This is a genomic window from Achromobacter sp. 1011791174 (assembly GCF_059760925.1).
Genome location: NZ_JCBANH010000020.1, coordinates 15,778 through 37,357, shown reverse-complemented (window position 1 = coordinate 37,357; position 21,580 = coordinate 15,778). Strand labels below are relative to the sequence as shown.

The window sequence follows — 21,580 nt, the reverse complement described above, 5'->3', positions numbered from 1 at the left end:
AGGCGCTCTCACAGGTCCTGGCGGCGTATGACCAGCAATATGCCGCGGGTCTGAAATCTGGAAATTGGTCTGGCTTCGCTTCAAAAGAGGCGTGGCTTGCGGGCAAGGCCGCGGAAATTCATGGATTGGTCGCTTTTCTCAAGGTCGAGTTATCCAATCCAGGGTCTGGCATCAAGCTCAATACTACCGACAGGGTGCGCGTTGACCTGGATTCAAAGGTGCTATGGCAATCCTTTTATGAGGTGTTTTTCAACGAAAAAACGCTGACCTGGGACCCCAGAATCACCGAGCATCCTGCCTTCATCGAAGGCAGCAAGTTCCAGCTTGGCGTTCACGCCGGAGCGGGCGCAAGCGTATTGGATGCGACCCCGGGTTCGCGCAGCATGCTCGACGTTTCGACGCATCAAAAGCCGAAAGATGTCATGGCTGCCATGCATCGCGAGTTGGGGATCAACACCAGCGGGACCTCGATGTTCGCCAAGAGCAACATATTGACGCTCTGGGCAAAGGGGGTAGCGGGCAAGCTGAACCCCGCCATGTTCGCGGCGCTGGTTGTCGGGGTCGTCACGTTGATCACTCAAACCAGAGATGTCATGGCCGCAGAATTGGGCCGGCCGGTCGATTTCGACGAAGCGCGGCGTGAACTCGGCATCGAAGTGACCGAGCAAGGCCTGCGCCAGATGGCGGGCGAAGCCGCGTTCAACGGTGCCGTCAGCATGGTTCTGCCGTTCGGCTGGGCCAAGCAGGCATGGGATGCGCTGCTCGCCGGCGACGACATGATCGGCCTGATCAAGTTGTACGGATCGCTGTATCCGGACAATCTCTCGCTGAAGAAGCTGGTGGCAGTGGCCAAGAGCATCGAGGAGAGCGAGGGCTACAAGCAGTACAAGGATTCCAAGGAAGCATTCAGCCAGTGGCTTAACGAGACGTTCATTCCGTCCTCGGAGGGGCAGAACGTGCTCTACGGCCGGGGCGGCGTCGAGGGTATGAAGGTCGATGGGATCGACTTCAGCTGGCTGCCGCCGGGCGCCGAAGTGACGTATGTCAATGGCGAGACGATCGTGACCTTGCCAGGGAGGGAGGAGCAGATCGTATTCAAGGGCGGTGAAATCTCCAAGCGCATCACCGGTCCCGGCGTTACCGTGAATTCGAAGCTGTCTCCCGACGGCGTCGTGCAGATCGTCAAGATGGAGATGGGTGGAAAAACATACACCTCTGGCGATCCTGGCGCGTTCCTGTCGTCGACTGCCTCGCAGAACGCGGCCCAACAAGCAGCGGCGCGCGCTGCCGCGGATGCGCTGCGGATCAACGGGCGGATCACGACGGCGGCGGGCGTGAATGAAGCCCGCGACAATGCCGCGAGCAATCTGCACCTGGCCACGCGCATGGCGCTGGAGAGCGTTTCCGACCGCTGGGCGCCAATCGTGCTGGGCGGGAACATCATGAATGGCGTGTACCTGGCCTGGTCCCAGGCCGGAGCCTTGAACCAGGCCTTGTCGTCGATTTCGCAGCGCCGCTGGGCCGAGGCGGCATCCATCATCGAGGTGACGTTGTGGTACATCGTCCGCACGCCCTCCGGTCCGCAGCTGCGCTCGCTCGCCGCCAATGCCGCGACCGCCGCCGTTCCCGCGGCGGCTTGGGCGCCGCATCAGGGAGCGGCGATCCATGCGGAGTACATCGCCAGGGGCTATGCCGGCATGGCCCAAGGGCAGGTGAGGGCGGCCGTCTCGGTGTTCGCCAATATCAAGCAGGATTTTTCGGCGGATGTGGCCAGCCTGCAGCAATGGATGCAGAACAAGCGGAGCCGGACGTGGCAGGGACATCCCAATGCGCTGTTGCAGACGCGCGATGCCTCGCTGATCACCATGTACACGTCGACCAATGTCGAGGTCGGCAGTACGGCCGGCCGAGACATGGTGTCGTGGATTCAGGACAGCGCCGCCGTCGACGGTTCGATCGCGGCCGCCGCGACGCAAGAGGACTCGGCTTTCGGCAGGATCACCGAAGCGGGTGCCGCGGCGGCGGTCGCCAACTTCATGGGCAAGGATGCCGACAGGCTGCAGGCCTTGTCCACCGCCAGGACGGCGGCCAACGCATTGGGCGCCGCGGTCGACGCCTTTTGGCTCGCGCATGGTCAGACCCAGGCGCTAGGCGGCAGGCTGGAACAGCTGCGGATCGAGCTGAACCGGCTGGTGCCGGTCAACGCGTCCTATAACGAACACATTCCCGGAGGCATGACCTACTGGTCGCCGAGCGACGCCCGGTTCGCGGCGGCTACGTTCTCCGCGTATGCCAAGGCGTTGCAGCATGCGGCGGATCGCAAGATCATCCTCGATGAGCTGTTGGGCGCGTTCGCGCAATCCGCGGGCTATACGCGTGTCTATCTGGGCCGTAACGGTGAGAACGTGGCACTGAGCGACGGTTTCAACCTGATGCTGGCGGGCGCGGGCAGCAATAGTTTCTCGCTGTCCCGCAACGTGGATCATCTGATCCTGAGTCAGACCGCCGGATCGGTCACGCTGCACGGCTTCCAGACGGGCGCCGGCGGCGACCAGGTGCAGGTGGCCGGCGTCGCCGATCAGGTGTTCCTGCGACGGATCGCGGGCGGCGTCGAGTTGGTGACGGGCGGCAAGCAAGTGCTGCTGATGGGCGCGGACATCGCCAAGCTGGACCTGTTCGCCAATCTGGCGGGCGTGACCTCGGTGTCTTTCGTCAACGATACGGCCGGCGGCGTGCGCAGCCTCCGGGGCACGCTGATGTTCGACGGGCTGGTGCACGTCAACGAACTGATCGCGTCGAACTATGGCGATTGGTTGATAGGCGGCACGTGGAAGAGTGTGCTGCGCGGTGGTGCCGGCCGCGACACGCTGGTGGTGACGGGAACGGGCTACTACATGGACGGCGGCGCCGGCGTCGACACCGTTTCCTATCTGGAATCGGACAAGGGCGTCGTGGTCAACCTGATGGCGGGCTCGGACGATCTTGGTTCGACGCTGGTCAACATCGAGAACGTCACCGGCTCGGTGTGGAACGACAGGCTCGTCGGGTCCAGCGGCGCCAACTGGCTGGATGGCAAGGCTGGCAATGACATGATCGTCGGCGGTGGCGGCAACGATGTCTATCTGTTCGGCCGCGGCTATGGCGTTGATACCGTGCAGAACGGCGTCGCTGCCAATGGCGGCCCGAGCTCGCGGATCATCCTGGGCGCGAACCTGCGCCCGAGCGATCTGTGGTTCGAACGCCAGGGCAATGACCTCTGGATCCGCATCCTGGGAACGGACGACGCCTTGGTCGTCCAAGGCTGGTATCAGGATGCCTTCCGCAAGGTCGCGATCCTGGAGTTAGCGGACGGCCTGCGAATGGATGTCGCGGCTATCGAGGCGCTGACTGGCGCCATGCAGGCCTGGCGCGCCGATTATCCCGAATTCAACCCGGCCGTCGGCCTGCCCAGGCCAGTCGCCGTGAACGCGGAAGGCTTTTTCCGCAAGGACTATGAACTGCCCGTGGTCGGGGATCCCGTGGACGTCGCGCTGGAGACGCGCCAACTGCTCAACAGCGGCAAGGTCGCCACCTCCCTCTCCGAAGTCCGCTCGGTCGCCAGCTCCACCGCCTGGGACCGCAACAACCTGGCCAATTACATGGCGTCCGCCAACCAGCTCGGCGCCACGGTAACGCCGATCACCATTCCCGAGCGCTGGCACCTGTACCGCTACACCTCGTCCGCCGAGCCGGGCGAGTTGATCATGCTGACCTTCCACGACTGGAGCAACCCCAGTCCCGTCCTGGGCCGCCCCTCGTACGTTACCAGCTACGTGGAGTTGTCCGGCGCCGAAGCCGGCAGGTTCTACTACAACCTGCGCGTCACCAGCAACATGCAGGACTACGGCGTGCGGGATTTCTTGCGAGAAGGCCCCGCCGGGCAGGTCGGCACGCTGACCGCCTATGGCAACCAGCTGGTCGGCAGCGTGAACCAGCTGGCCGCGTACACCGCCAGCTACGAGACCGCCTTCACCGCCAGGCAATCGGCGCTGAACGCCGCCGTTGCCTCGAACGCGGCGCCCACGGCCGCGTCGGCCGCGGCGGCGGCGCAGGCCGCGCAGCAGTTCAGCGCGCAGTTGTGGACCGCGCTGGCCAATTACCAGGCCTACAGCGCGACCCTGGCCGGCCTGTATTCCCAGCTGGCTGTCTATCGCCAGTACCTGACGGGGGCGGAGCCGGCGGCGAAGTATCGCCAGACGGTCGATCGCGGCATCTGGTACGACTACGAGACGACGTTCTATTCCAGTACCGACAGCGCGCGCTACCAGGCGTTCCTGTCCGTGTGGCAGCACGGCACCAATGCCTACAACAACGCGGCCCGCTTCGCGAGCAGCTTCATCGGCTCGCTGCGCGGCCTGGACAACTTCCAGCAGGCGCACTATGCCGCGGGCGGGCAGACCGTGCAGGCAGGCGCGGGCGGCGACCTGCTGATCGCCGGCAGCGGCGCCAACCGCCGCCTGGTGGGCGGCGCGGGCCGCGATGTGTTCCTGTTCGCGCAGGCCGCGGCCGGCACCGTCGATGACGTGCTGGGCTTTGGCACCGGCCTGTCGGCCGACCGCATCTGGCTGCTCCAGCCGGGCGGCGACAGCGCCTACGTCACGGTTGGCCCGAACGGCGTGGTCCTGTCCTATTCGACGGCGGGCGGACAGGCCGCGCAGCTGCGATTGAACGGCGTGGCGCTGGCTGACCTGTCCTTCTACGACAACCTGCTCGGCGCGCGCACCGTGGATTTCAGCCGCATGGGCGCGGGCGTGTCGATCAAGCTGGACTCGTTGACGACGCGCGCCGCGGACGGCTATCTGCATGCCAGCAACCTGACCGGCAGCTACTACGACGACGTGCTGCTGGGCGACTCGCAGGACAACGTGATCCTGGGCGGCGCGGGCAATGACCGCATCGCGGGCGGCGCCGGCAACAACACGCTGGACGGCGGCGCGGGCATCGATACGGTCGACTATTCCGGCGCGGGCGTCGGTGTGGTGGTGGACCTGGCGGCCGGCAGCGCGCAGAACGGCATGGGCGGCACGGACAGGCTGTCGAACTTCGAGAACGTGACGGGCTCGGCCTACGCGGACAAACTGTACGGCAATGCGCAGGACAACGTGTTGAACGGCGGGTTGGGCAACGACATCCTGGACGGCCGCGGCGGCAACGATGTGCTCATCGGCGGCGCGGGCAACGATACCTATCTGTTCGACCTGGGCTACGGCGCCGACCGTATCGTCGAAAATGACCTGACCATCGGCAATACCGACACGGTGCTGTTCGGCGCCGGCGTCAAGGTGCAGCAGCTGTGGTTCTCGCGTTCGGGTGACGACCTGGTGGTCTCGTTGCCGGGCACGGCGGACCGCTTGACGGTCACGAACTGGTTCCTGGGCGCGCAGTATCGGGTGGAGATCTTCCAGGCCGCCAGCGGCGCGCTGTTGCGCGCCGAGGCGGTGCAGGCGCTGGTGGACGCGATGGCCGCCCTGTCGCCAACCGTGCCGCAGGCCGGCCTGACGGCGGAGCAGCAGGGCGCGCTGTGGCCGGCGGTCAAGACGGCCTGGGGCCTGACGCGGCCCGAGGCGGTGCGCCTGGAAGGCGGCGCGGGCGACGATGTATTGACCGGCGGCGCCGGGGACGACGTGCTGTACGGCCATGGCGGCAATGACAAGCTCTACGGCGGCGATGGCGATGATGCGCTGTATGGCGGCGACGGCAATGACCAGCTCCATGGCGGCGCGGGCAGGAACACGCTGGTGGGCGGCGATGGCAACGACGCCTACTACGTCGACAGCGTCGACGACGTCATCATCGAGTTGCCCGGGCAGGGCCTGGACCGGGTCTACGCCTCGGTCAGCCATACGCTGGCCGACAATGTCGAGCTGCTGTACCTGACGGGCGACCAGGCCATCGACGGCACGGGCAACGGCGGCAACAACGCGCTGGTCGGCAATAGCGCCGCCAATACGCTGCGCGGCGGCGGCGGCGACGATACGCTCAACGGCGGCGGTGGCGATGACACGCTGATCGGCGGAGACGGCAACGACCGCTACGTCATTGCCCGCGACAGCGGCATGGACCGCATCATCGAGGACGACGACACCGCCGGCAACAACGATGTCGTGGCCTTCGGCGAAGGCATCGCGGCGGACCAGCTCTGGTTCCGACGGGTGGGCAACGACCTGGAGGCGCGCGTCATCGGCACTACTGGGGGCGTGACGATCAGCAACTGGTTCCTGGGCGCGCGCTACCGCGTCGAGCAGTTCACCACCACGCAGGGCGCCATCCTGCGCGAGGACAAGGTCGAGGCGCTGGTCGCGGCGATGGCGGGAATGACGCCGCCGCCGCTGGGACAGCTCAACCTGACGGCCGCGCAGGCGCTGGCGTTGAAGACGGCGATGTCGGGAAGCTGGACGGGCGTGGTCAATGGTCCGCTCACGCTGACCGGCACGGCTGGCGACGATATCCTGGAAGGCGGCAGCAACAACGACGTGCTGTGGGGGCTGGACGGCGACGATATCCTCATCGGCAACGATGGCGACGATCATCTGCATGGCGGGGATGGCGCCAACACGCTGATCGGCGGCAAGGGTAATGACGTCTACTACATCGACAGTCCGCTGGACCGCATCATCGAGTTGGCGGGCGAGGGCGGGGATCGCGTGGAGTCGACGATCAGCTTCACGCTGCCGGAGCATGTCGAAGGCCTGACGTTGAGAGGCAACGATGCTATCAACGGCACCGGCAACGACGCACTGAACAGTATGGTGGGCAACGATGCCGCCAATATCCTCAGCGCGGGAAAGGGCAACGATATCCTCAACGGCATGGGTGGCAACGATATCTTGATTGGCGGTCTGGGTGGCGACCGCTATTTCTTTACCCAGGAGTTCGGACAGGACCGCATTATCGAGACCGAGTCGGATCCCGGTGATGTCGACGTGGCCGTGCTCGGAGGGCGCACCTTCGACCAGCTCTGGTTCCGGCGCGTCGGCGAGGACCTGGAGGTCAGCGTCATCGGCACGCAGAACCGGGTGACGGTGGAGCGTTGGTACGCCGGGCAGCAGCACCACGTCGAGAAATTCCAGGCCGGCTCCCGCTTCTTGCTGGATACCAAGGTCGACAACCTGGTGAACGCGATGGCCGGTTTCACGCCGCCTCCCAGCGGCGTCACCACGCTGCCGCCGAACTACGCTGCGGCCCTGAACCCGGTGCTGGCGGCCAACTGGCAATGAAGGACGGCGCGCGGCAGGCAAAGGCATGAGGCACATCGAAAGCGCATCCAGCGGAGCGGGCGGTCCGCCGGCGGACGGACGCGCACCTCAGCCCGAGCCCGCCACGCCCGACACCGGCCTGCTCTGCCTCGCCATGCTGGCCCGCTACCACCAGGTCGCCGCCGACCCCGACCAGCTGGCTCACGAATTCCGCGCCGACGGCGCGCCATTCGGCGTGACCGAGATCCTGCTCGCCGCGCGCAAGCTGGACCTGCGCGCCCGTCGCGCCAAGGTGCGTGTGGATCGGTTGACGACCACGCCCCTGCCGGCCATCGGCCGTGACAGCGAAGGCAATTTCTTCATCCTGGCGCGCGTCGATGCCGGCAAGGCGCTGATCCAGGATCCGCGTCGCAGCGGCCCCACCGAGCTGACGCTGGACGAGCTGGAGCGGACCTGGACCGGCGAGCTGATCCTGGTGGCCTCGCGCGCCTCGATCACCGGCGCGCTGGCCAAGTTCGATTTCAGCTGGTTCATCCCGGCGGTGGTGCGCTACCGCAAGCTGCTGCTCGAAGTATTCCTCGTGTCCTTCGTCATCCAGTGCTTCGCGCTGGTGACGCCGCTGTTTTTCCAGGTGGTGATGGACAAGGTGCTGGTGCACCGCAGCTTCACCACGCTGGACGTGATCGCGGTCGGGCTGTTGGCGGTGGTGGCGTTCGAGGTCGTGCTGACCGCGCTGCGCAGCTACGTGTTCGCGCACACCTCCAGCCGCATCGACGTGGAGCTGGGCGCGCGCCTGTTCCGGCATCTGCTGAACCTGCCGCTGGGCTACTTCCGCGCGCGCCAGGTGGGCGATTCCGTGGCCCGGGTGCGGGAATTGGAGAACATCCGCTCGTTCCTGACGGGCAATGCCATCACGGTGGTGCTGGACCTGTTCTTCTCCATCGTGTTTCTGGCCGTGATGGCCTACTACAGCGTCTGGCTGACGCTGATCGTGGTGGCGTCGCTGCCTTGCTACGTGGTGCTGTCGCTGGCTTTCACGCCCACGCTGCGGGCGCGGCTGAACGAGAAGTTCAACCGTGGCGCGGAAAACCAGTCCTTCCTGGTGGAAACGATCAGCGGCGTGGAGACGGTCAAGGCCAGCGCGGTCGAGCCGCAATGGATCCGCAAGTGGGACAACCAGCTGGCGGCCTACGTCAAGGCGGCCTTTCGCACGACCGCGATCGGCACCGTGGCCAACGGCGGCGTGACCTTCGTCAGCAAGCTGGTGACGGTGGCCACCATGTGGCTGGGCGCGCGGCTGGTGATCGACGGGCAGCTGACCGTGGGGCAGCTGATCGCCTTCAACATGCTGTCGGGCAACGTGGCCGGGCCGGTGATGCGGCTGGCGCAGCTGTGGACGGATTTCCAGCAGGTGGGCATCTCGATGCAGCGGCTGGGCGACATCCTGAACACGCGCACCGAGGTGCATACGCCTAGGCCGGCCCTGCCGCCGGTGCAGGGCGGCATCGAGTTCGACCGGGTCGAGTTCCGCTACCGGCCCGGCGCGCAGCCGGCGCTGCGCGGCGTGTCGCTGCGGGTGCAGCCGGGCGAGACCGTGGGCATCGTCGGCCGTTCGGGCTCGGGCAAGAGCACGCTGACCAAGTTGGTGCAGCGGCTGTACCAGCCCGAGCAGGGGCGGGTGCTGGTGGATGGCGTGGACATCTCCACCATCGACGCCAGCTCGCTGCGGCGGCAGATCGGCGTGGTGCTGCAGGAGAACGTGCTGTTCAACCGCAGCATCCGCGACAACATCGCGCTCAGCGATCCCGGCATGCCGCTGCAGCGCGTGATGCAGGCGGCGCAGCTGGCCGGCGCGCACGAGTTCATCGCCGAGCTGCCGGAAGGCTACGACACCATGGTGGGCGAGCATGGCGCCACGCTGTCGGGCGGGCAGCGCCAGCGCATCGCCATCGCCCGCGCGCTCTTGTCGAATCCGCGCATCCTGATCTTCGATGAAGCCACCAGCGCGCTGGACTACGAGTCCGAGCGCATCGTGCAGCAGAACATGCGCGAGATCAGCCGCGGGCGCACCGTGCTGATCATCGCGCACCGGCTGTCCGCCGTGAAGGACGCGCACCGCATCGTGGTGATGGATCGCGGCGATATCGTCGAGGAAGGCACGCACGCCGACCTCCTTCAACGCGAGCAGGGGCAGTACGCCGCGCTGTATCGCATGCAGCAGGGGTAGCGATGGCGCTGGGACATGCACTGGGCGCGTGGCGTGATCTGGTCCGCCGGTACGGCGCGGTGTTCGCATCTTCTTGGCGCGAGCGCAAGTCGTGGGAACGCACGCGCTACCGCAGCGACGAGGCCGAGTTCCTGCCCGCCGCGCTGTCCTTGCAGCAGCAGGCGGTGTCGCCCGCGCCCAGGGTGGCGATGTGGCTGCTGATCGCCTTCGCGGCTCTGGCGCTGGCGTGGTCGGTGCTGGGCCGGGTCGATATCGTGGCGACGGCGCAGGGCAAGATCATTCCCAGCGAAGGCACGCAGGTGGTGCAGCCGATCGGCACCGCCACCGTGAAGGCCATCCATGTGCGCGAAGGGCAGTCGGTGCGGGCGGGCGACCTGCTGATCGAGCTGGACGGCACCGTGACGCGGGCCGAGCAGCAGCGCATCGTCAACGAATTGCAGACCTGGGCGCTGCAGGCGGCGCATGCCGAGGCCATGCTGGTGGCCATCGACCAGGGCAGCGCGCCGGTATTGGAACCGGTGCAGGCCGATCCCAGGGCGGCCGAGGACGTCCGTCGCCTGGCGCGCGCCGAGTACCTGGCGCTGCAGGCCAAGCTGGCCGGCATCGACGCCGAAATCGCGCGACGCCAGGCCGAGCTGCAGACCACGCAGGCGCTGGCGCGCAAGCTGGAGCGCACGTCGCCCATCGCGCGCCAGCGCGCCGAGTCGCTGAAGGAGTTGGCCGGCGACCAGTATGTCGCGCGCAACGCCTATCTGGAGCGCGAGCGCGAGCGCATCGAGCAGGAATCGGACCTGGCCATGCAGCGCAGCCGCCTGAAAGAGATCGAGGCGACCATCGCCGAGGCCCGCCAGCAGCGCGAGACCGTGCGCGCCGACGCCCGGCACGCCAGCCTGAACCGGCTGAACGAGGCGCGCCAGCGCATGGCGCTGCTGGAACAGGACCTGGTCAAGGCGCGTCAATCCGAGCATCTGACCCGGCTGACCGCGCCGGTGTCCGGCACGGTGCAGCAGCTGGCCGTGCGCACCGTGGGCGGCGTGGTGACCGAGGCGCAGCCGCTGATGCTGGTGGTGCCGCAGGAACATCTGCTGGAGATCGAGGCCTTCCTGGAAAACAAGGACGTGGGCTTCGTGAGGCCCGGGCAGGAAGCCGAGGTGAAGATCGAGACCTTTCCGTATACCAAGTACGGCATCGTGCCGGGCACGGTGAAGTCGGTGTCCGATGACGCCATCAACGACGAGAAGCGTGGGCTGGTCTATTCGATGCGCGTCGAGATGGCGCGCTCGACCATCGCGGTCAACGGCGCCGATATCCGCCTGGCTCCCGGCATGGCGGTGACGGCGGAAATCAAGACGGGCCGGCGACGGGTTATCGAGTATTTCCTGGATCCGCTGATGCAGTACGGCATGGAAAGCATCCGGGAGCGCTGATGCACGAGATTCGGGGAGATCCGTGGCGCGATGCCGGGTCCGTTGTGGGCATGCTGTGCGCCGGACTGGTGCTGGCGCTGTGCGCGCCGGGGGCCGGCGCGGCCGGGCTGATGCAGTTCTACGGTATGGCGCTGGAGAACGATCCGGCCTACCTGGCCGCCGGCAAGGAACGCGACGCCGGCCTGGAAGAGCGCAACAAGGGGCGGGCCGGCCTGCTGCCGAACATCGCGTTCCAGTACCGCAACGGGCGCAACCGTTCGGAAGTGACCCAGCCCACCTTTTTCGGCGAGCAGACCACCGACCGCAGCTATCGCAGCAGCTCATCCTCGCTGACGTTGCAGCAGCCGATCTTCGATTACGAGGCCATCTCTTCCTATTACTACGGCGTGGCCCAGGCGCGCCACGCCGACGAGCGTTTCCGCAGCCGCAGCCAGGAACTGGCCGTGCGGGTGGCGCAGGCCTATATGGATGCGCTGTACGCCACCGACCAGATCGACCTGGTGCGGGTGCAGAAGCGCGCCTATGAAGCGCAGAAGACGCAGAACGAGCGCTGGCTGGCGGCTGGCGAGGGCAATCGCACCGATGTGCTGGAGACCCAGGCGCGCTACGACCTGGCGCTGGCGCAGGAGATCGAGGCGCAGGACAACCTGGACGCGGCGCTGAACACGCTGGCCGCCATGGTGGGCGAGCCGATCGACGCCGCCGACCTGGACGCGCTGGGCGGTCAGTTCGCGGTGCGGCCGCTGGCGCCGAACGACTTCGAGCACTGGCGCGCGCAGGCCCTGGCGCACAACCCCGAGCTGATCGCGCTGCGCCATTCGGCGGATGCCGCCGACCACGCCATCGGCAAGGCCCGCGCCGGCCACATGCCCAAGGTCAGCGCCTATGCCAGCGCCGGCCGCGACAAGTCCAGCTCCGAAAGTACCTACGGGCAGAAGTACGTGACGAATTCGTTCGGCCTGCAGGTCAGCATCCCGATCTTCGCCGGCGGCGGCGTGTCGTCATCCGTTCGGCAGGCCGTCGACAATCGCGACCGGCTGCGCTACGAGAACGACGCCAAGACGCGCGAGGTGCTCAACGAGCTGCGCAAGCAGTACAACCTGTACAACAGCAGCGTCGCCAAGCTGCGCGCCTACCAGCTGGCCGTGGACTCCGCGCGCGAGCTGACCGTCGCGGTGCGCAAGAGCGTGGCGGGCGGCGAACGGGTCAATGCCGATGTGCTGGATGCCGAGCAGCGCTATTTCGATGCCTTGAAGAATCTGGCGCAGGCGCGTTACGCGTATCTGCTGGCCGGGCTGAAGGTCAGGCAGCTGGCGGGCACGCTGGCGGCGGGCGATGTGCGCGAGGTGGATGGCTATTTCGCGGCGCGCAAGGCCCGGACGGTGATTGCGGACGCTCCCGAGGTTTCGGGGGCTTCCACGACACCCGTGAGCCGGAGGCAGTAGCGGTGAGGCGGGTCGGCGCCTGGTTCACCAAAATGGGGATGGATCATCGCCGTCAAGGTTTCAGAACCGTCTGATATTCCTGAGTCCGAAATGCTGGGATCGTCTGAACCGTTGCACCGGCCACCGCGGACACGGCCACATCCTCAGTAAGGCTTGATAGAGCCGGATCGGTGGAGACATGAGATGCCCGCCCAATCCAGAAGGACTCGCCATGTCCAAATATCCGCCTTCCCTCATGCTGGGGCTGCTCGGCACAGCCCTGGCGACGTTTCCCCTTGTCGGCCATAGCGCCGATCCGGGCGCGATCATCGTGACACCAGCCTCGTCCAATCGCCATGTCGTGATCAATCCGGGCGACACGATCAACTATGACGGACCGGGTCCGGCGATTTTCCTGTCGGGTGAATCCAACACCGTGACCGGCAGCAACATAAGCATTACGACGGGCACGACGGATCCAAGGAACAAGGTGGGGGGCGTGCGTGTGCGCGGCGGCACCGTTTCGTTGCAGGACAGCTCGGTGACCACCCATGGCGGCGACGCTATCGGGCTGCAGGCCGATCCGCTCCATGACTCCGCGAACATCAATGTCACGAGGGTGCGCGTCGAAACCTTCGGCGCGGGCGCGCTAGGGGCAGTGGCCAGCGGCGCCGGCGCCAGGATCGATCTGACGGATTCATCCATCCTGACGCATGACTATCTGGCCAGCGGCCTGCTCGTGGTGGGAAAGGGAGCCGTGATCTCGGCCTCCGGCAGCAGCATCAGCACCGAGGCGCGGGGCACTTCTGGCGCGGAAGTGGTGAGCGATGGCAGGCTGGATCTGGCCAATACCCGCATCAGCGTCCATGGCGCGGACGCGCGCGGCATTTCCAGTTACGCGGTCCAGGCGGGCAGCCGGAACAGCATCACGCTGACGCGCGGCAGTCGTGTAGAGACGCAGGACGGCGTGGCCTTGCTGGCCGCTGGCGGCGATCATGTCTTTTCGCTGGACGGCGCCGAGATCAATGCGCGTAGTGCAGGCGTGCTCGATGGCGGCGTGTTGCTGCGCTCGCAATCCACCGGCCAGGCCAGCGACCTGCGCGTTCCCAGCGGCAGCGTTGCGAACGCGGATATCGCCACGGGGCGCATCCAGCTGAACGCCGCGGCTTCCCGGCTGAGCGGCGACGTGCTGATCGAAAGCGGCAGCGCGGACATCACGCTCGGACGCGGTTCGGTGCTGACCGGCGCGCTGATCGAGCGCGGCGGCGGCCGCGTCAACCGTCTGGCGCTGGATGCGTCCAGCGTCTGGAACGTGCGCGCCGATTCCTCGATGGCGGTGCTGGACAACGCCGGCACGGTCGCGTTCGTGGCGCCGGGCGCCAAGGGCGGCTTCAAGACCCTGACAGTCAATCAGTACATCGATGGCGGGTTACTGGTGCTGAATACGCGGCTGGGCGATGACGCCTCGCCTACGGACCGGCTGGTGATCGATGGCGGTTCGGCCACGGGCCGCGCCTCGCTGCGCATCATCAACGCCGGCGGAAGCGGAGCACAGACGACGCAAGGCATCCGGGTGGTGCAGACGCTCCATGGCGGCACGACGGCGCCGGACGCCTTCCGGCTCGATGCAGGCTCGACCGGCTTTCGCCAGAGCGCCGGCACGCTGGCCGTGAACGGCTACGAATACAGCCTGGTACGCGGCGGTCAGGGCGGCGCGGCGCCAGACTGGTATCTGACCTCCGCGCCTTATACGCCCGCGCCGCCGGCGCCCGCCCAGCGGCAGGAAATGACGCCGCAGCTTGCCGTCCAGCCGCAGGCGCCCGCCTCGCGGCCAGCCGCTGCGCCTTGGCGCAATGTGTCGCCCGAGAGCGGCGCCTACATTGGCAACCAATTGGCCAGCGCCGCGTTCTTCACCCATGGCCTGCACGATCGCGTGCCGTCGTGCGGCGCTTGCGGCGAGGCCAGGGACGCCTCTGCCGAGGGCGGAGCCTCGTATCGTGGTATCTGGACGCGCGTGCAGGGCCGCCAGGACAGCGGACTGCGCATGGCGGAAGGTCGTGTCGGGATCGAGCGCAGCAGCCAGATCGTGCAGCTGGGCGGGGACCTGCTGACCGCGCCGCTGGGAGGCAAGGGGGCGGTGCACCTGGGCCTCATGGGCGGCTACGGCAGCGCGCGCAGCACATCCACCTCCAGCCTGGCGCTGCCGGGCGGCGCGACGGCGCAGGCGCGGGCGCGCGGCAAGGTCTCCGGCTATTCGGCGGGCGTGTATGGCACGTACTACCAGGATGACGCCAGCCGCATGGGCGCCTATGCCGACGGTTGGCTGCAGTACGGCCGCTTCAACAACCGGATCGACAGCGAACTGGGGTCGGCGCGCTATGACTCCACGGTGTGGAGCGCCTCGGCCGAAACCGGCTATGCGCTCCAGCCTTTCGCCGAGCGCTCGCCGCTGGGGCCGCTCGTTGTCGAGCCGCACGTCCAGCTGGTCTACAGCCACTACGATGCGCAGGATGCCGTGCTGCAGGGGACCCGCATGGGCGAAGGCAACCCCGGCGCCTGGGACGCGCATGCCGGCGTGCGCATGTATCCCGCGGCCATTGCGGGCGCGCCGGCGGTGCGTCCGTTCATGGAACTGGATTGGCTGCACCGCTTCAATACGCCGTCCGTGCGGATGGGGCCCAACACGCTGGCCGCCGCGTCCTCGCGCGACCGCCTGGAATTGACCCTGGGGGCCGAGGGGCGGATCAGTCACAGGCTGCTGGTGGCCGGGCACGTTTTTGGCTATGAGGGTCGGGGCGGCCAGCACGGCTACGGCGGCATGGTGGACGCGGGCTACCGATGGTAAGCCGGCTTCAGCCTTCCTCGCGCAGTGTGCCCGCCAGGATATCCTCGCGCAGCGTCTCCAGGATGCGGCAGAACACCGTCGCGGGCAGCGAGGTGGCGGGCGACTCGGGCGCGCCGGTCTCATGCGCGATCGCCGCGCTCGCGGTGGACGCCAGCGCCTGGCGCAGTCCGGTGCTTTGCGACACGCGGGCGCGGATGGCGCGTTCGATCAGGCGATGGTGTTCGGGCGAGCCATAGGCGATGCGCGCGCCTTGCCAGTGCACGGCATCGCGGCGGGCGCCGTCGCCCAGGCGCTTGGCGTCCCAGCCGCTGGCCTGGAACGCGGCCGCTCGGACCGGATCACCCTCGGGAAACTTGATGCCCTGGATGAAGCCTTCGATGGAGGCGTACAGCGCGCCGTCCAGCACGAAGGGCGACAGGCAGAAGTTCGACAGCGCCTGGCCGCGCCAGTCGCTGGCGTTGGCGGAGATGTTCACGGCGGGCGGGGATGAGGACATCGGCGGGGTCTCGTCTGGCGGCGGGAGGGCCCTCAAACATACCCGCGCGGCGGGCCGGCGGCAAATGGCGCCGCCGCCGGCCGCGTCTTCATGCGTTCATTGCTTCAGGTTCAGCTTGGGCATCAGCGTCTTGACCGCCTGGTTCTGCCGCTCGATGTCGGCGATGAAGGCCGGCGTGTCGGCATAGGACGGCGTGAGGTTCTGCTTGGTCATGGTTTCCTGGAACTTGGGCGAAGTGGCCAGTTCTCTGGACACCGCGCGCCATTTCTCCACCGCCTCTCGCGGCGCGTTCCTGGGCAGGCCCAGTCCGCGCCACACGCTGAACTGCAGGTCGTGGCCCAGCTCCTTCAAGGTCGGCGCGTCCAGCCCGGCCACGCGTTTTTCCGACATCACCGCCAGCGTGCGCAGCTTGCCGCTTTCAACGTACTGGCGCAGTTCTGCATAGGCCACGGTGGTGGCTTGCACGTCGCCGGCCAGCAGGCCCATGATGGCCGGCGCGGAGCCGTTGTAGGGGATGTGTTCCAGCTGTGCGCCGATCGTCTCGGCGAAGGCGCCGGCGGCCACGTGAGGAATGGTGCCGTTGCCCGCGTTGGAGAACGTGACCTTGCCGGGATTGGCCTTCGCGTACTGGATGAACTCCTGCGCGGTCCGCCATGGCGCGTCGGCGCGCACGGTGATCGAGGACGGGTCGTCGGTGAAGCGCGCGATTGGCTGGAAGTCGCCGACGGTGACCTTGCCGATGCCCATCAGCGGCACGACCAGCATCTCGGGCGTCATCAGGATCAGGCGGTAGCCGTCGTCGGAGCCGGCCACATAAGACCAGCCGATGGAGCCGCTGGCGCCGGGGCGGTTCAGCACGACCACGGACTGGGGCATCAGCGGACGCGCGGCGTCGGCGATGGCGCGCGCCGTGCTGTCGCTGCCGCCGCCAGGCTGGTAGGACACGACCAGTTCGATCGACTTGGTCGGATAGCTGTCCGCGGCCTGGGCGGCGGCGCCGCAGCAGGCGGCGGAAAGCAGGAGCAGGTTGAGCAGTTTCATGGGATTCGGGTGAGGCCTTGAGCAGGGTTGGGGCGCCGATCTCGCTGCATCGAATGCCGTCCGCGGCGCCGCCGCCCGGGCCGGCTTGCGCCGGCGGGGGCTTCGGGTAGGTGCGCCGGGCCTCAGCAGCCCAGCGCCTTCAGGTCCTCCAGCGTGCGCTTGACGATGGCGATGGTGCGCTCGCGTTCCTCGCCGGCCAGATCCAGGCGCGGCGGCTTCACGGTCTCGGCCGAGCCGGTGATCAGGTGCTCGGCCAGCTTGATGTGCTGCACCAGCTTGACCACGGTATCCAGGTGAAAGAGCGGCGTCAGCGCGGCGTAGAGCTTGCGCGCCTGCGCGAAGTCGCCGGCCACGGCCAGTTCCAGGAGTCGCACTGATTCCCTGGGCAGGGCATTGGCCATGCCCGACACCCAGGCCCGCGCGCCCAGCGCCGCGCTTTCGACGATCAGGTCGTCGACGCCGCAGACCACGGCCAGGCGGTCGCCGAAGCGCGACACCAGGTCGGTGACGCGGGTGGTGTCGTAGGACTCCTCCTTGATGGCGGTGATGGTGGGCGATTCCAGCAGTTCGGCCACCACGTCCGGCGTCAGGTCCACGCCATAGCCGCGCGGGTTGTTGTAGAGCAGGATCTCGAGGCGCGAGGCCTGCGCCACGCTGCGGTAGAAGGCGATCGTCTCGCGTGCGTCGGACTTATAGGTCAGGCCGGGAAACACCATCAGGCCATCCACGCCCAGTTTCTCGGCTTCGCGGGCGTAGGCGGCGGCGCGCGCCGTGCTGGTTTCCGCCAGCCCGGAGATGACCGGCACGCGGCCGCGCACCGTTTCCAGCGCGGTGCGCAGCACGGTCAGCTTTTCCTCGGGCGCGAGCTGGGCGTTCTCGCCCACCATGCCCATCATCACGACGCCGCTGACGCCATTGGCGATCAGGCGTTCCAGCCCGGCGCGGATGGCGTCGGTGTCCAGTGAGAAATCCGGTTTCAGCTTGGTGGTGACGGCGGGGAAAACGCCTTTCCATTGGATGGCCATGTGTGCGCTCCTGGGCGATGGGGAAGAAAGCAGGCGGAAATTCGGTACGGATCGTGGTTACTTTATATTGGATCCAATTCGGCGAGGTATGCCTGCACTCGATGAAATCTCCTGTGCCACCCCGCCAAATGCTGCCACGGGATCATCTGGAACCGTTATCGGGAACGGACAGGGATTTTGGATCCAATATAATTCTGCGACTAGCTTGCGGGATCCGCGCGTTCTTGTCTCTGCGGGGTTCCCCTAGTGTCCGCATTCCGGGCGTGCCGCCACCCTGGGGTGCCGCCGAGGTCCGCCGCAAGCGGCTTGCGGTTCGAAGTCGCCTGGCCAGGGCATGCTGGCCCGCCCCTTGCAGCAGAGGCTATCGCAGTGAGCAGACATTCTTCCCCGTCCGACGCCAACCCTCAGCGCATCGTGCGCAAGACCACGACGGAACTGGTGGCCGACGTATTGCGGGACCGCATCCTGTCGGGCGACATCCCGCCGGGCGAACCGCTGCGCCAGGAACTGTTCGCCGAGGAGCTGGGCGTCAGCCGCATCCCGGTGCGCGAGGCGCTGCGCCTGTTGAGCGCGGAGGGACTGGTCGACACCATCGCCCACCGGGGCGCGTTCGTGACGATGCTGTCGCGCGCGGAAGTGCAGGAGTTCTTCGAGCTGCGGCTGCGGCTGGAACCCTGGATCCTGCGCGAGGCGATTCCGCTGCTGGAAGAAACCGATCTGTCGCAGGCCTCAGACGTGGTGGCGCGCATGGACGCGGCCGAACCCAGGCAGTGGGGCCAGCTGAACTGGCAGCTGCATGAACACCTGTACCGCGCGGCGCGGCGGCCGGCGGCGCTGGGCATGATCCGCGCGCTGCATGAAAAGTCCGAACGCTATTTCCGCTTCCAGATCGTCAACGCGCCCATTCGTCAGCAGGCCCACGATGAGCATATGGCGCTGATCGCGCTGTGCCGCGAGGGGCGGGCGGACGACGCCGGCGCGGCGCTGGAGCGGCATATCGAGCAGGCCGCGACGCAGATCCTGGCCATCGTCGACCGCTTGCTGGAGAGCAGCGCGGCCGCGCCGGGCTGGAGCGACGCGCAGGCGGGCGTCAGGTCCGCCTGACGCCCGCTGCTGTCGCGTTTCAGGCGTCGCGGTTGAAGCGCGCCCGGTAGTCGGCGGGCGAGACGCGTAGCCGCCGCTGGAACACGCGCCGCATATTGTCCGCGTTGCCGAATCCGCAGTCGTAGGCGATGGCCTTGAGCGGCTGGCGGCTGCCTTCGAGCTGGCGGCGCGCGGCATCGACGCGCGCGCGCTCGATGAATTCGCGCGGCGTGATGCCGGCGGCCTGCGTGAAATGGCGCGCGAAGCTGCGCGCGCTCATGCCGGCGATGGCGGCCAGCCTGGCCACGCTGTAGTCGTCGCCGGCGTGTTCCATCACATGGGCCTGTACCCGCGCGATCGGCGTGCCCGGATCCTGTGGCGCGCTCAGGTAGGGGCTGAACTGCGATTGCCCGCCTTGCCGCTGGGCCACCACCACCAGCTTCTGCGCGATGCGCAGCGCCAGTTCCGCGCCATGGTCCTCGGCCACCAGCGCCAGGGCCAGGTCGATGCCGGCGGTTACGCCGGCCGAGGTGATCAGCGCGCCGCTGCGCACATGGATGCGGTCCGGCTCGACCCGCGCGGCGGGAAAGCGGGTCGCCAGCTCATCGGCGAATTCCCAATGCGTGGTGACGGTATGACCGTCCAGCAGCCCGGCGTGGCCGAGCGCGAAGGCGCCGGTGCAGATCGATCCATGCACGCGTGCGCGTGGGCAGGCCCGCCGCAGCCAGCCGCTCAAGGCGGAGTCGTGCGCGGGCGTGGGGCCGCCCGCCGCCAGCACCACGTCGTAGCGTTCGTTGGCGTCCGCGCAGCGCAGGTCGGGCAGCATGCGTGATCCGTTGGACAGGCGCACCGGCCCGTCCTGCGGGGACACCAGCAGCAGGCGGTAGCCAGCGCCTTCGCCGAGCATCGCGGTGGCAGCCGAAAACACATCCATGGGGCCGGCCAGGTCCAGCGCCGCCGCGTCCGGGCCGAAGGCGAGGGCGACGCTGCGCGGCGCGAGCATCAGGCCGCGCTCCAGGCGGTGGCGCGAACGGGCTTGCGTTTGGCCGGATCTGCCTGTGCCGCGGCGTTGTCGCCGGCGGGCGCCGACACTATAAAAACAGGGCGAAAACGCATAGACACTTTATCGAGGCTGTAATGAAGATCGTATGTTTCATGTACCCGGGTTTCACGGCGCTGGACCTGGTGGGACCTGTCACCGCCTGGGGCGCCATGCCGGACGTCGCGTTCGAGTTCGTGGCGTCCGCCAAGGGCGACGTGCTCACCGATTCCGGGCTGACGCTGCGCGCCACGCATGACTTTACCGACTTTTCCACCGCGCCCGACGTGCTGCTGGTGCCGGGCGGCGCGCTGCCGACGTTCGAGGCGCTGCAGGACGACGCCTTGCTGGACGCCATCGCGCGGGCGGGCGAGGGCGCGGCCTGGGTGACCAGCGTCTGCACCGGCGCGCTGCTGCTGGGCGCGGCGGGACTGCTGCGTGGCTACCGTTCGGCCAGCCATTGGACCGCGCGTCACTACCTGGACCAGTTCGGCGCGATACCCGACGCGGCCCGCGTCGTCATCGATCGCAACCGAGCCAGCGGCGGCGGCGTCACCGCCGGCATCGACTTCGGCCTGTCGATGATCCGGCACTGGCGCGGCGAAGAGACATCGAAGCTGATCGAGCTGGTGCTGGAATACGCGCCCGAGCCGCCCAACGCCTGCGGCCGCCCCGAACTGGCCGACGCCGCCACGCTGGCGCAGGCGCGCGCGCTAACCGGGCCGATGATGCCGGCGGAGCTGGTGCGGGCGGCGGCGCGGCGGCGTGGTTTCGTGGCGGGTTGAACCGGCTGCCGGCGCCAGGCCGGCGGCGCGCGGCCCGGCGGTTGCCGCGAGCGCGATGCCGCCTTCGATTTGATATTCAAACCTTCCGGATCCGGGTTTTCCCGGTTCCTCCCATTTTCTCAAATTTGTATGATGACCCGATAACTTAAACCCAAAGAGACACGCTGTCGTGGCGCCTCGTCCGGGCCGCGCTGGCGGCCGGCCGGGTGTCTGCCCGGCGCAAGGCCATGACCGAAGACACCCGCCCCGAATCCCGCATTCGCGAAGAAATCTGCACCGTCGGCGCCAGCCTGTACAACCGTGGCTATACCGTGGGCGCGGCCGGCAACATCAGCGCGCGCCTGGACGACGGCTGGCTGATCACGCCCACCGACGCCTGCCTGGGCCGGCTCGATCCCGCCGCGCTGTCCAAGGTCGATCCCGCCGGCAACTGGGTGTCCGGCGCCAAGCCCTCCAAGACCCTGGCGCTGCACCAGGGCATCTACCGCGCCAATCCCGAGGCGCGCGGCATCGTGCACACGCATTCCACCCATCTGGTGGCGCTGACGCTGGCTGGCGTCTGGCGTCCGGACGAAGTCCTGCCGCCGATCACGCCCTACCAGGTCATGAAGGTCGGGCGCATTCCGCTGATCGCTTATCGCCGTCCCGGTGATCCCCAGGTCGCCGCCGAGGTGGCGGCGCTGGCTGCCCAGGTGCGTGGCGCGCTGTTCGAGCGGCTGGGGCCGGTGGTCTGGGAGCGCTCCGTGGCGCATGCCGCCTACGCGCTCGAAGAACTCGAGGAAACCGCGCGCCTGTGGCTGATGAGCCAGCCGCGTCCCGAGCCGCTGGACGCCGCCGCGCTGGAGGAACTGCGCGCCGCGTTCGGCGCCCGCTGGTGATTTTTCCCGACCACCAAGCCCGCCGGCCGTGAGCAAGCGGACCGGCGCGGCGCAAGACCCTGGAGACAACGATGA

Annotated in this window: 13 protein-coding genes; 8 read left to right on the top strand and 5 right to left on the bottom strand. The window is 67.7% G+C overall.

The features are described from left to right. Nucleotides 1-221: 221 nt before the first annotated feature. Nucleotides 222-581, bottom strand: coding sequence for a hypothetical protein (locus tag AC6LJ5_RS09930; protein ID WP_498140366.1), 360 nt, complete (start codon nt 579-581; stop codon nt 222-224). Nucleotides 582-593: 12 nt separating this feature from the next. On the opposite strand from AC6LJ5_RS09930, the gene AC6LJ5_RS09925 reads away from it, so the two are divergent. The 5 genes from AC6LJ5_RS09925 to AC6LJ5_RS09905 all read left to right on the top strand — a co-directional run bounded on the left by AC6LJ5_RS09925 (nt 594) and on the right by AC6LJ5_RS09905 (nt 15,158). Further along, nucleotides 594-7,256, top strand: coding sequence for a calcium-binding protein (locus AC6LJ5_RS09925; RefSeq protein WP_498140365.1), 6,663 nt, complete (start codon nt 594-596; stop codon nt 7,254-7,256). 25 nt (nt 7,257-7,281) lie between these two features. Continuing rightward, nucleotides 7,282-9,462 carry a type I secretion system permease/ATPase gene (locus tag AC6LJ5_RS09920; RefSeq protein WP_498140364.1) on the top strand — a complete coding sequence of 727 codons (2,181 nt, stop codon included), beginning with the start codon at nt 7,282-7,284 and terminating at the stop codon, nt 9,460-9,462. Between the two features lie 59 nt (nt 9,463-9,521). Further along, on the top strand, nt 9,522-10,889 hold the full coding sequence (locus tag AC6LJ5_RS09915) for an HlyD family type I secretion periplasmic adaptor subunit (RefSeq protein ID WP_498140363.1): 1,368 nt from the start codon (nt 9,522-9,524) through the stop codon (nt 10,887-10,889). Next, nucleotides 10,889-12,334, top strand: coding sequence for a TolC family outer membrane protein (locus AC6LJ5_RS09910; RefSeq protein WP_498140362.1), 1,446 nt, complete (start codon nt 10,889-10,891; stop codon nt 12,332-12,334). Before AC6LJ5_RS09915 ends, AC6LJ5_RS09910 begins: the two co-directional genes overlap by 1 nt. Nucleotides 12,335-12,545: 211 nt before the next feature. Continuing rightward, complete coding sequence (locus AC6LJ5_RS09905; RefSeq protein WP_498140361.1) at nt 12,546-15,158, top strand: autotransporter family protein; 2,613 nt, start codon at nt 12,546-12,548, stop codon at nt 15,156-15,158. 7 nt (nt 15,159-15,165) lie between these two features. Here the strand turns inward: AC6LJ5_RS09905 and AC6LJ5_RS09900 are convergent, their stop codons facing one another. The 3 genes from AC6LJ5_RS09900 to AC6LJ5_RS09890 form a co-directional block, all read right to left on the bottom strand. Beyond that, nucleotides 15,166-15,654 carry an NADAR family protein gene (locus AC6LJ5_RS09900; RefSeq protein WP_498140360.1) on the bottom strand — a complete coding sequence of 163 codons (489 nt, stop codon included), beginning with the start codon at nt 15,652-15,654 and terminating at the stop codon, nt 15,166-15,168. A gap of 96 nt (nt 15,655-15,750) precedes the next feature. After that, complete coding sequence (locus tag AC6LJ5_RS09895; RefSeq protein WP_392412805.1) at nt 15,751-16,695, bottom strand: tripartite tricarboxylate transporter substrate binding protein; 945 nt, start codon at nt 16,693-16,695, stop codon at nt 15,751-15,753. Between the two features lie 122 nt (nt 16,696-16,817). After that, a complete protein-coding gene (locus tag AC6LJ5_RS09890) occupies nt 16,818-17,720 on the bottom strand; it encodes a dihydrodipicolinate synthase family protein (RefSeq protein WP_392408932.1) in 903 nt (300 codons plus the stop codon). A 369-nt stretch (nt 17,721-18,089) separates the two neighbouring features. Here AC6LJ5_RS09890 and AC6LJ5_RS09885 point away from each other — a divergent pair, with 369 nt between their 5' ends. Then, complete coding sequence (locus AC6LJ5_RS09885; RefSeq protein ID WP_498140359.1) at nt 18,090-18,824, top strand: GntR family transcriptional regulator; 735 nt, start codon at nt 18,090-18,092, stop codon at nt 18,822-18,824. A 19-nt stretch (nt 18,825-18,843) separates the two neighbouring features. Here the strand turns inward: AC6LJ5_RS09885 and AC6LJ5_RS09880 are convergent, their stop codons facing one another. Further along, nucleotides 18,844-19,806: a GlxA family transcriptional regulator gene (locus tag AC6LJ5_RS09880; RefSeq protein WP_498140358.1), complete on the bottom strand. Its 963-nt coding sequence runs from the start codon at nt 19,804-19,806 to the stop codon at nt 18,844-18,846. A gap of 134 nt (nt 19,807-19,940) precedes the next feature. Here AC6LJ5_RS09880 and AC6LJ5_RS09875 point away from each other — a divergent pair, with 134 nt between their 5' ends. Continuing rightward, a complete protein-coding gene (locus AC6LJ5_RS09875; RefSeq protein WP_103271405.1) occupies nt 19,941-20,627 on the top strand; it encodes a DJ-1/PfpI family protein in 687 nt (228 codons plus the stop codon). A gap of 227 nt (nt 20,628-20,854) precedes the next feature. After that, nucleotides 20,855-21,505 carry a 3-oxo-tetronate 4-phosphate decarboxylase gene (gene otnC / locus AC6LJ5_RS09870; protein WP_498140357.1) on the top strand — a complete coding sequence of 217 codons (651 nt, stop codon included), beginning with the start codon at nt 20,855-20,857 and terminating at the stop codon, nt 21,503-21,505. Nucleotides 21,506-21,580 lie beyond the last annotated feature (75 nt).

Excerpts from the sequence above, each read along its gene's own strand:
- AC6LJ5_RS09925 (WP_498140365.1), top strand. The coding sequence starts at position 594 with ATGGCCGCAGAATTGGGCCGGCCGGTCGATTTCGACGAAGCGCGGCGT.
- AC6LJ5_RS09920 (WP_498140364.1), top strand. The coding sequence starts at position 7,282 with ATGAGGCACATCGAAAGCGCATCCAGCGGAGCGGGCGGTCCGCCGGCG.
- AC6LJ5_RS09910 (WP_498140362.1), top strand. The coding sequence starts at position 10,889 with ATGCACGAGATTCGGGGAGATCCGTGGCGCGATGCCGGGTCCGTTGTG.
- AC6LJ5_RS09905 (WP_498140361.1), top strand. The coding sequence starts at position 12,546 with ATGTCCAAATATCCGCCTTCCCTCATGCTGGGGCTGCTCGGCACAGCC.
- AC6LJ5_RS09900 (WP_498140360.1), bottom strand. The coding sequence starts at position 15,654 with ATGTCCTCATCCCCGCCCGCCGTGAACATCTCCGCCAACGCCAGCGAC.
- AC6LJ5_RS09895 (WP_392412805.1), bottom strand. The coding sequence starts at position 16,695 with ATGAAACTGCTCAACCTGCTCCTGCTTTCCGCCGCCTGCTGCGGCGCC.
- AC6LJ5_RS09890 (WP_392408932.1), bottom strand. The coding sequence starts at position 17,720 with ATGGCCATCCAATGGAAAGGCGTTTTCCCCGCCGTCACCACCAAGCTG.
- AC6LJ5_RS09880 (WP_498140358.1), bottom strand. The coding sequence starts at position 19,806 with ATGCTCGCGCCGCGCAGCGTCGCCCTCGCCTTCGGCCCGGACGCGGCG.
- AC6LJ5_RS09875 (WP_103271405.1), top strand. The coding sequence starts at position 19,941 with ATGAAGATCGTATGTTTCATGTACCCGGGTTTCACGGCGCTGGACCTG.
- otnC (WP_498140357.1), top strand. The coding sequence starts at position 20,855 with ATGACCGAAGACACCCGCCCCGAATCCCGCATTCGCGAAGAAATCTGC.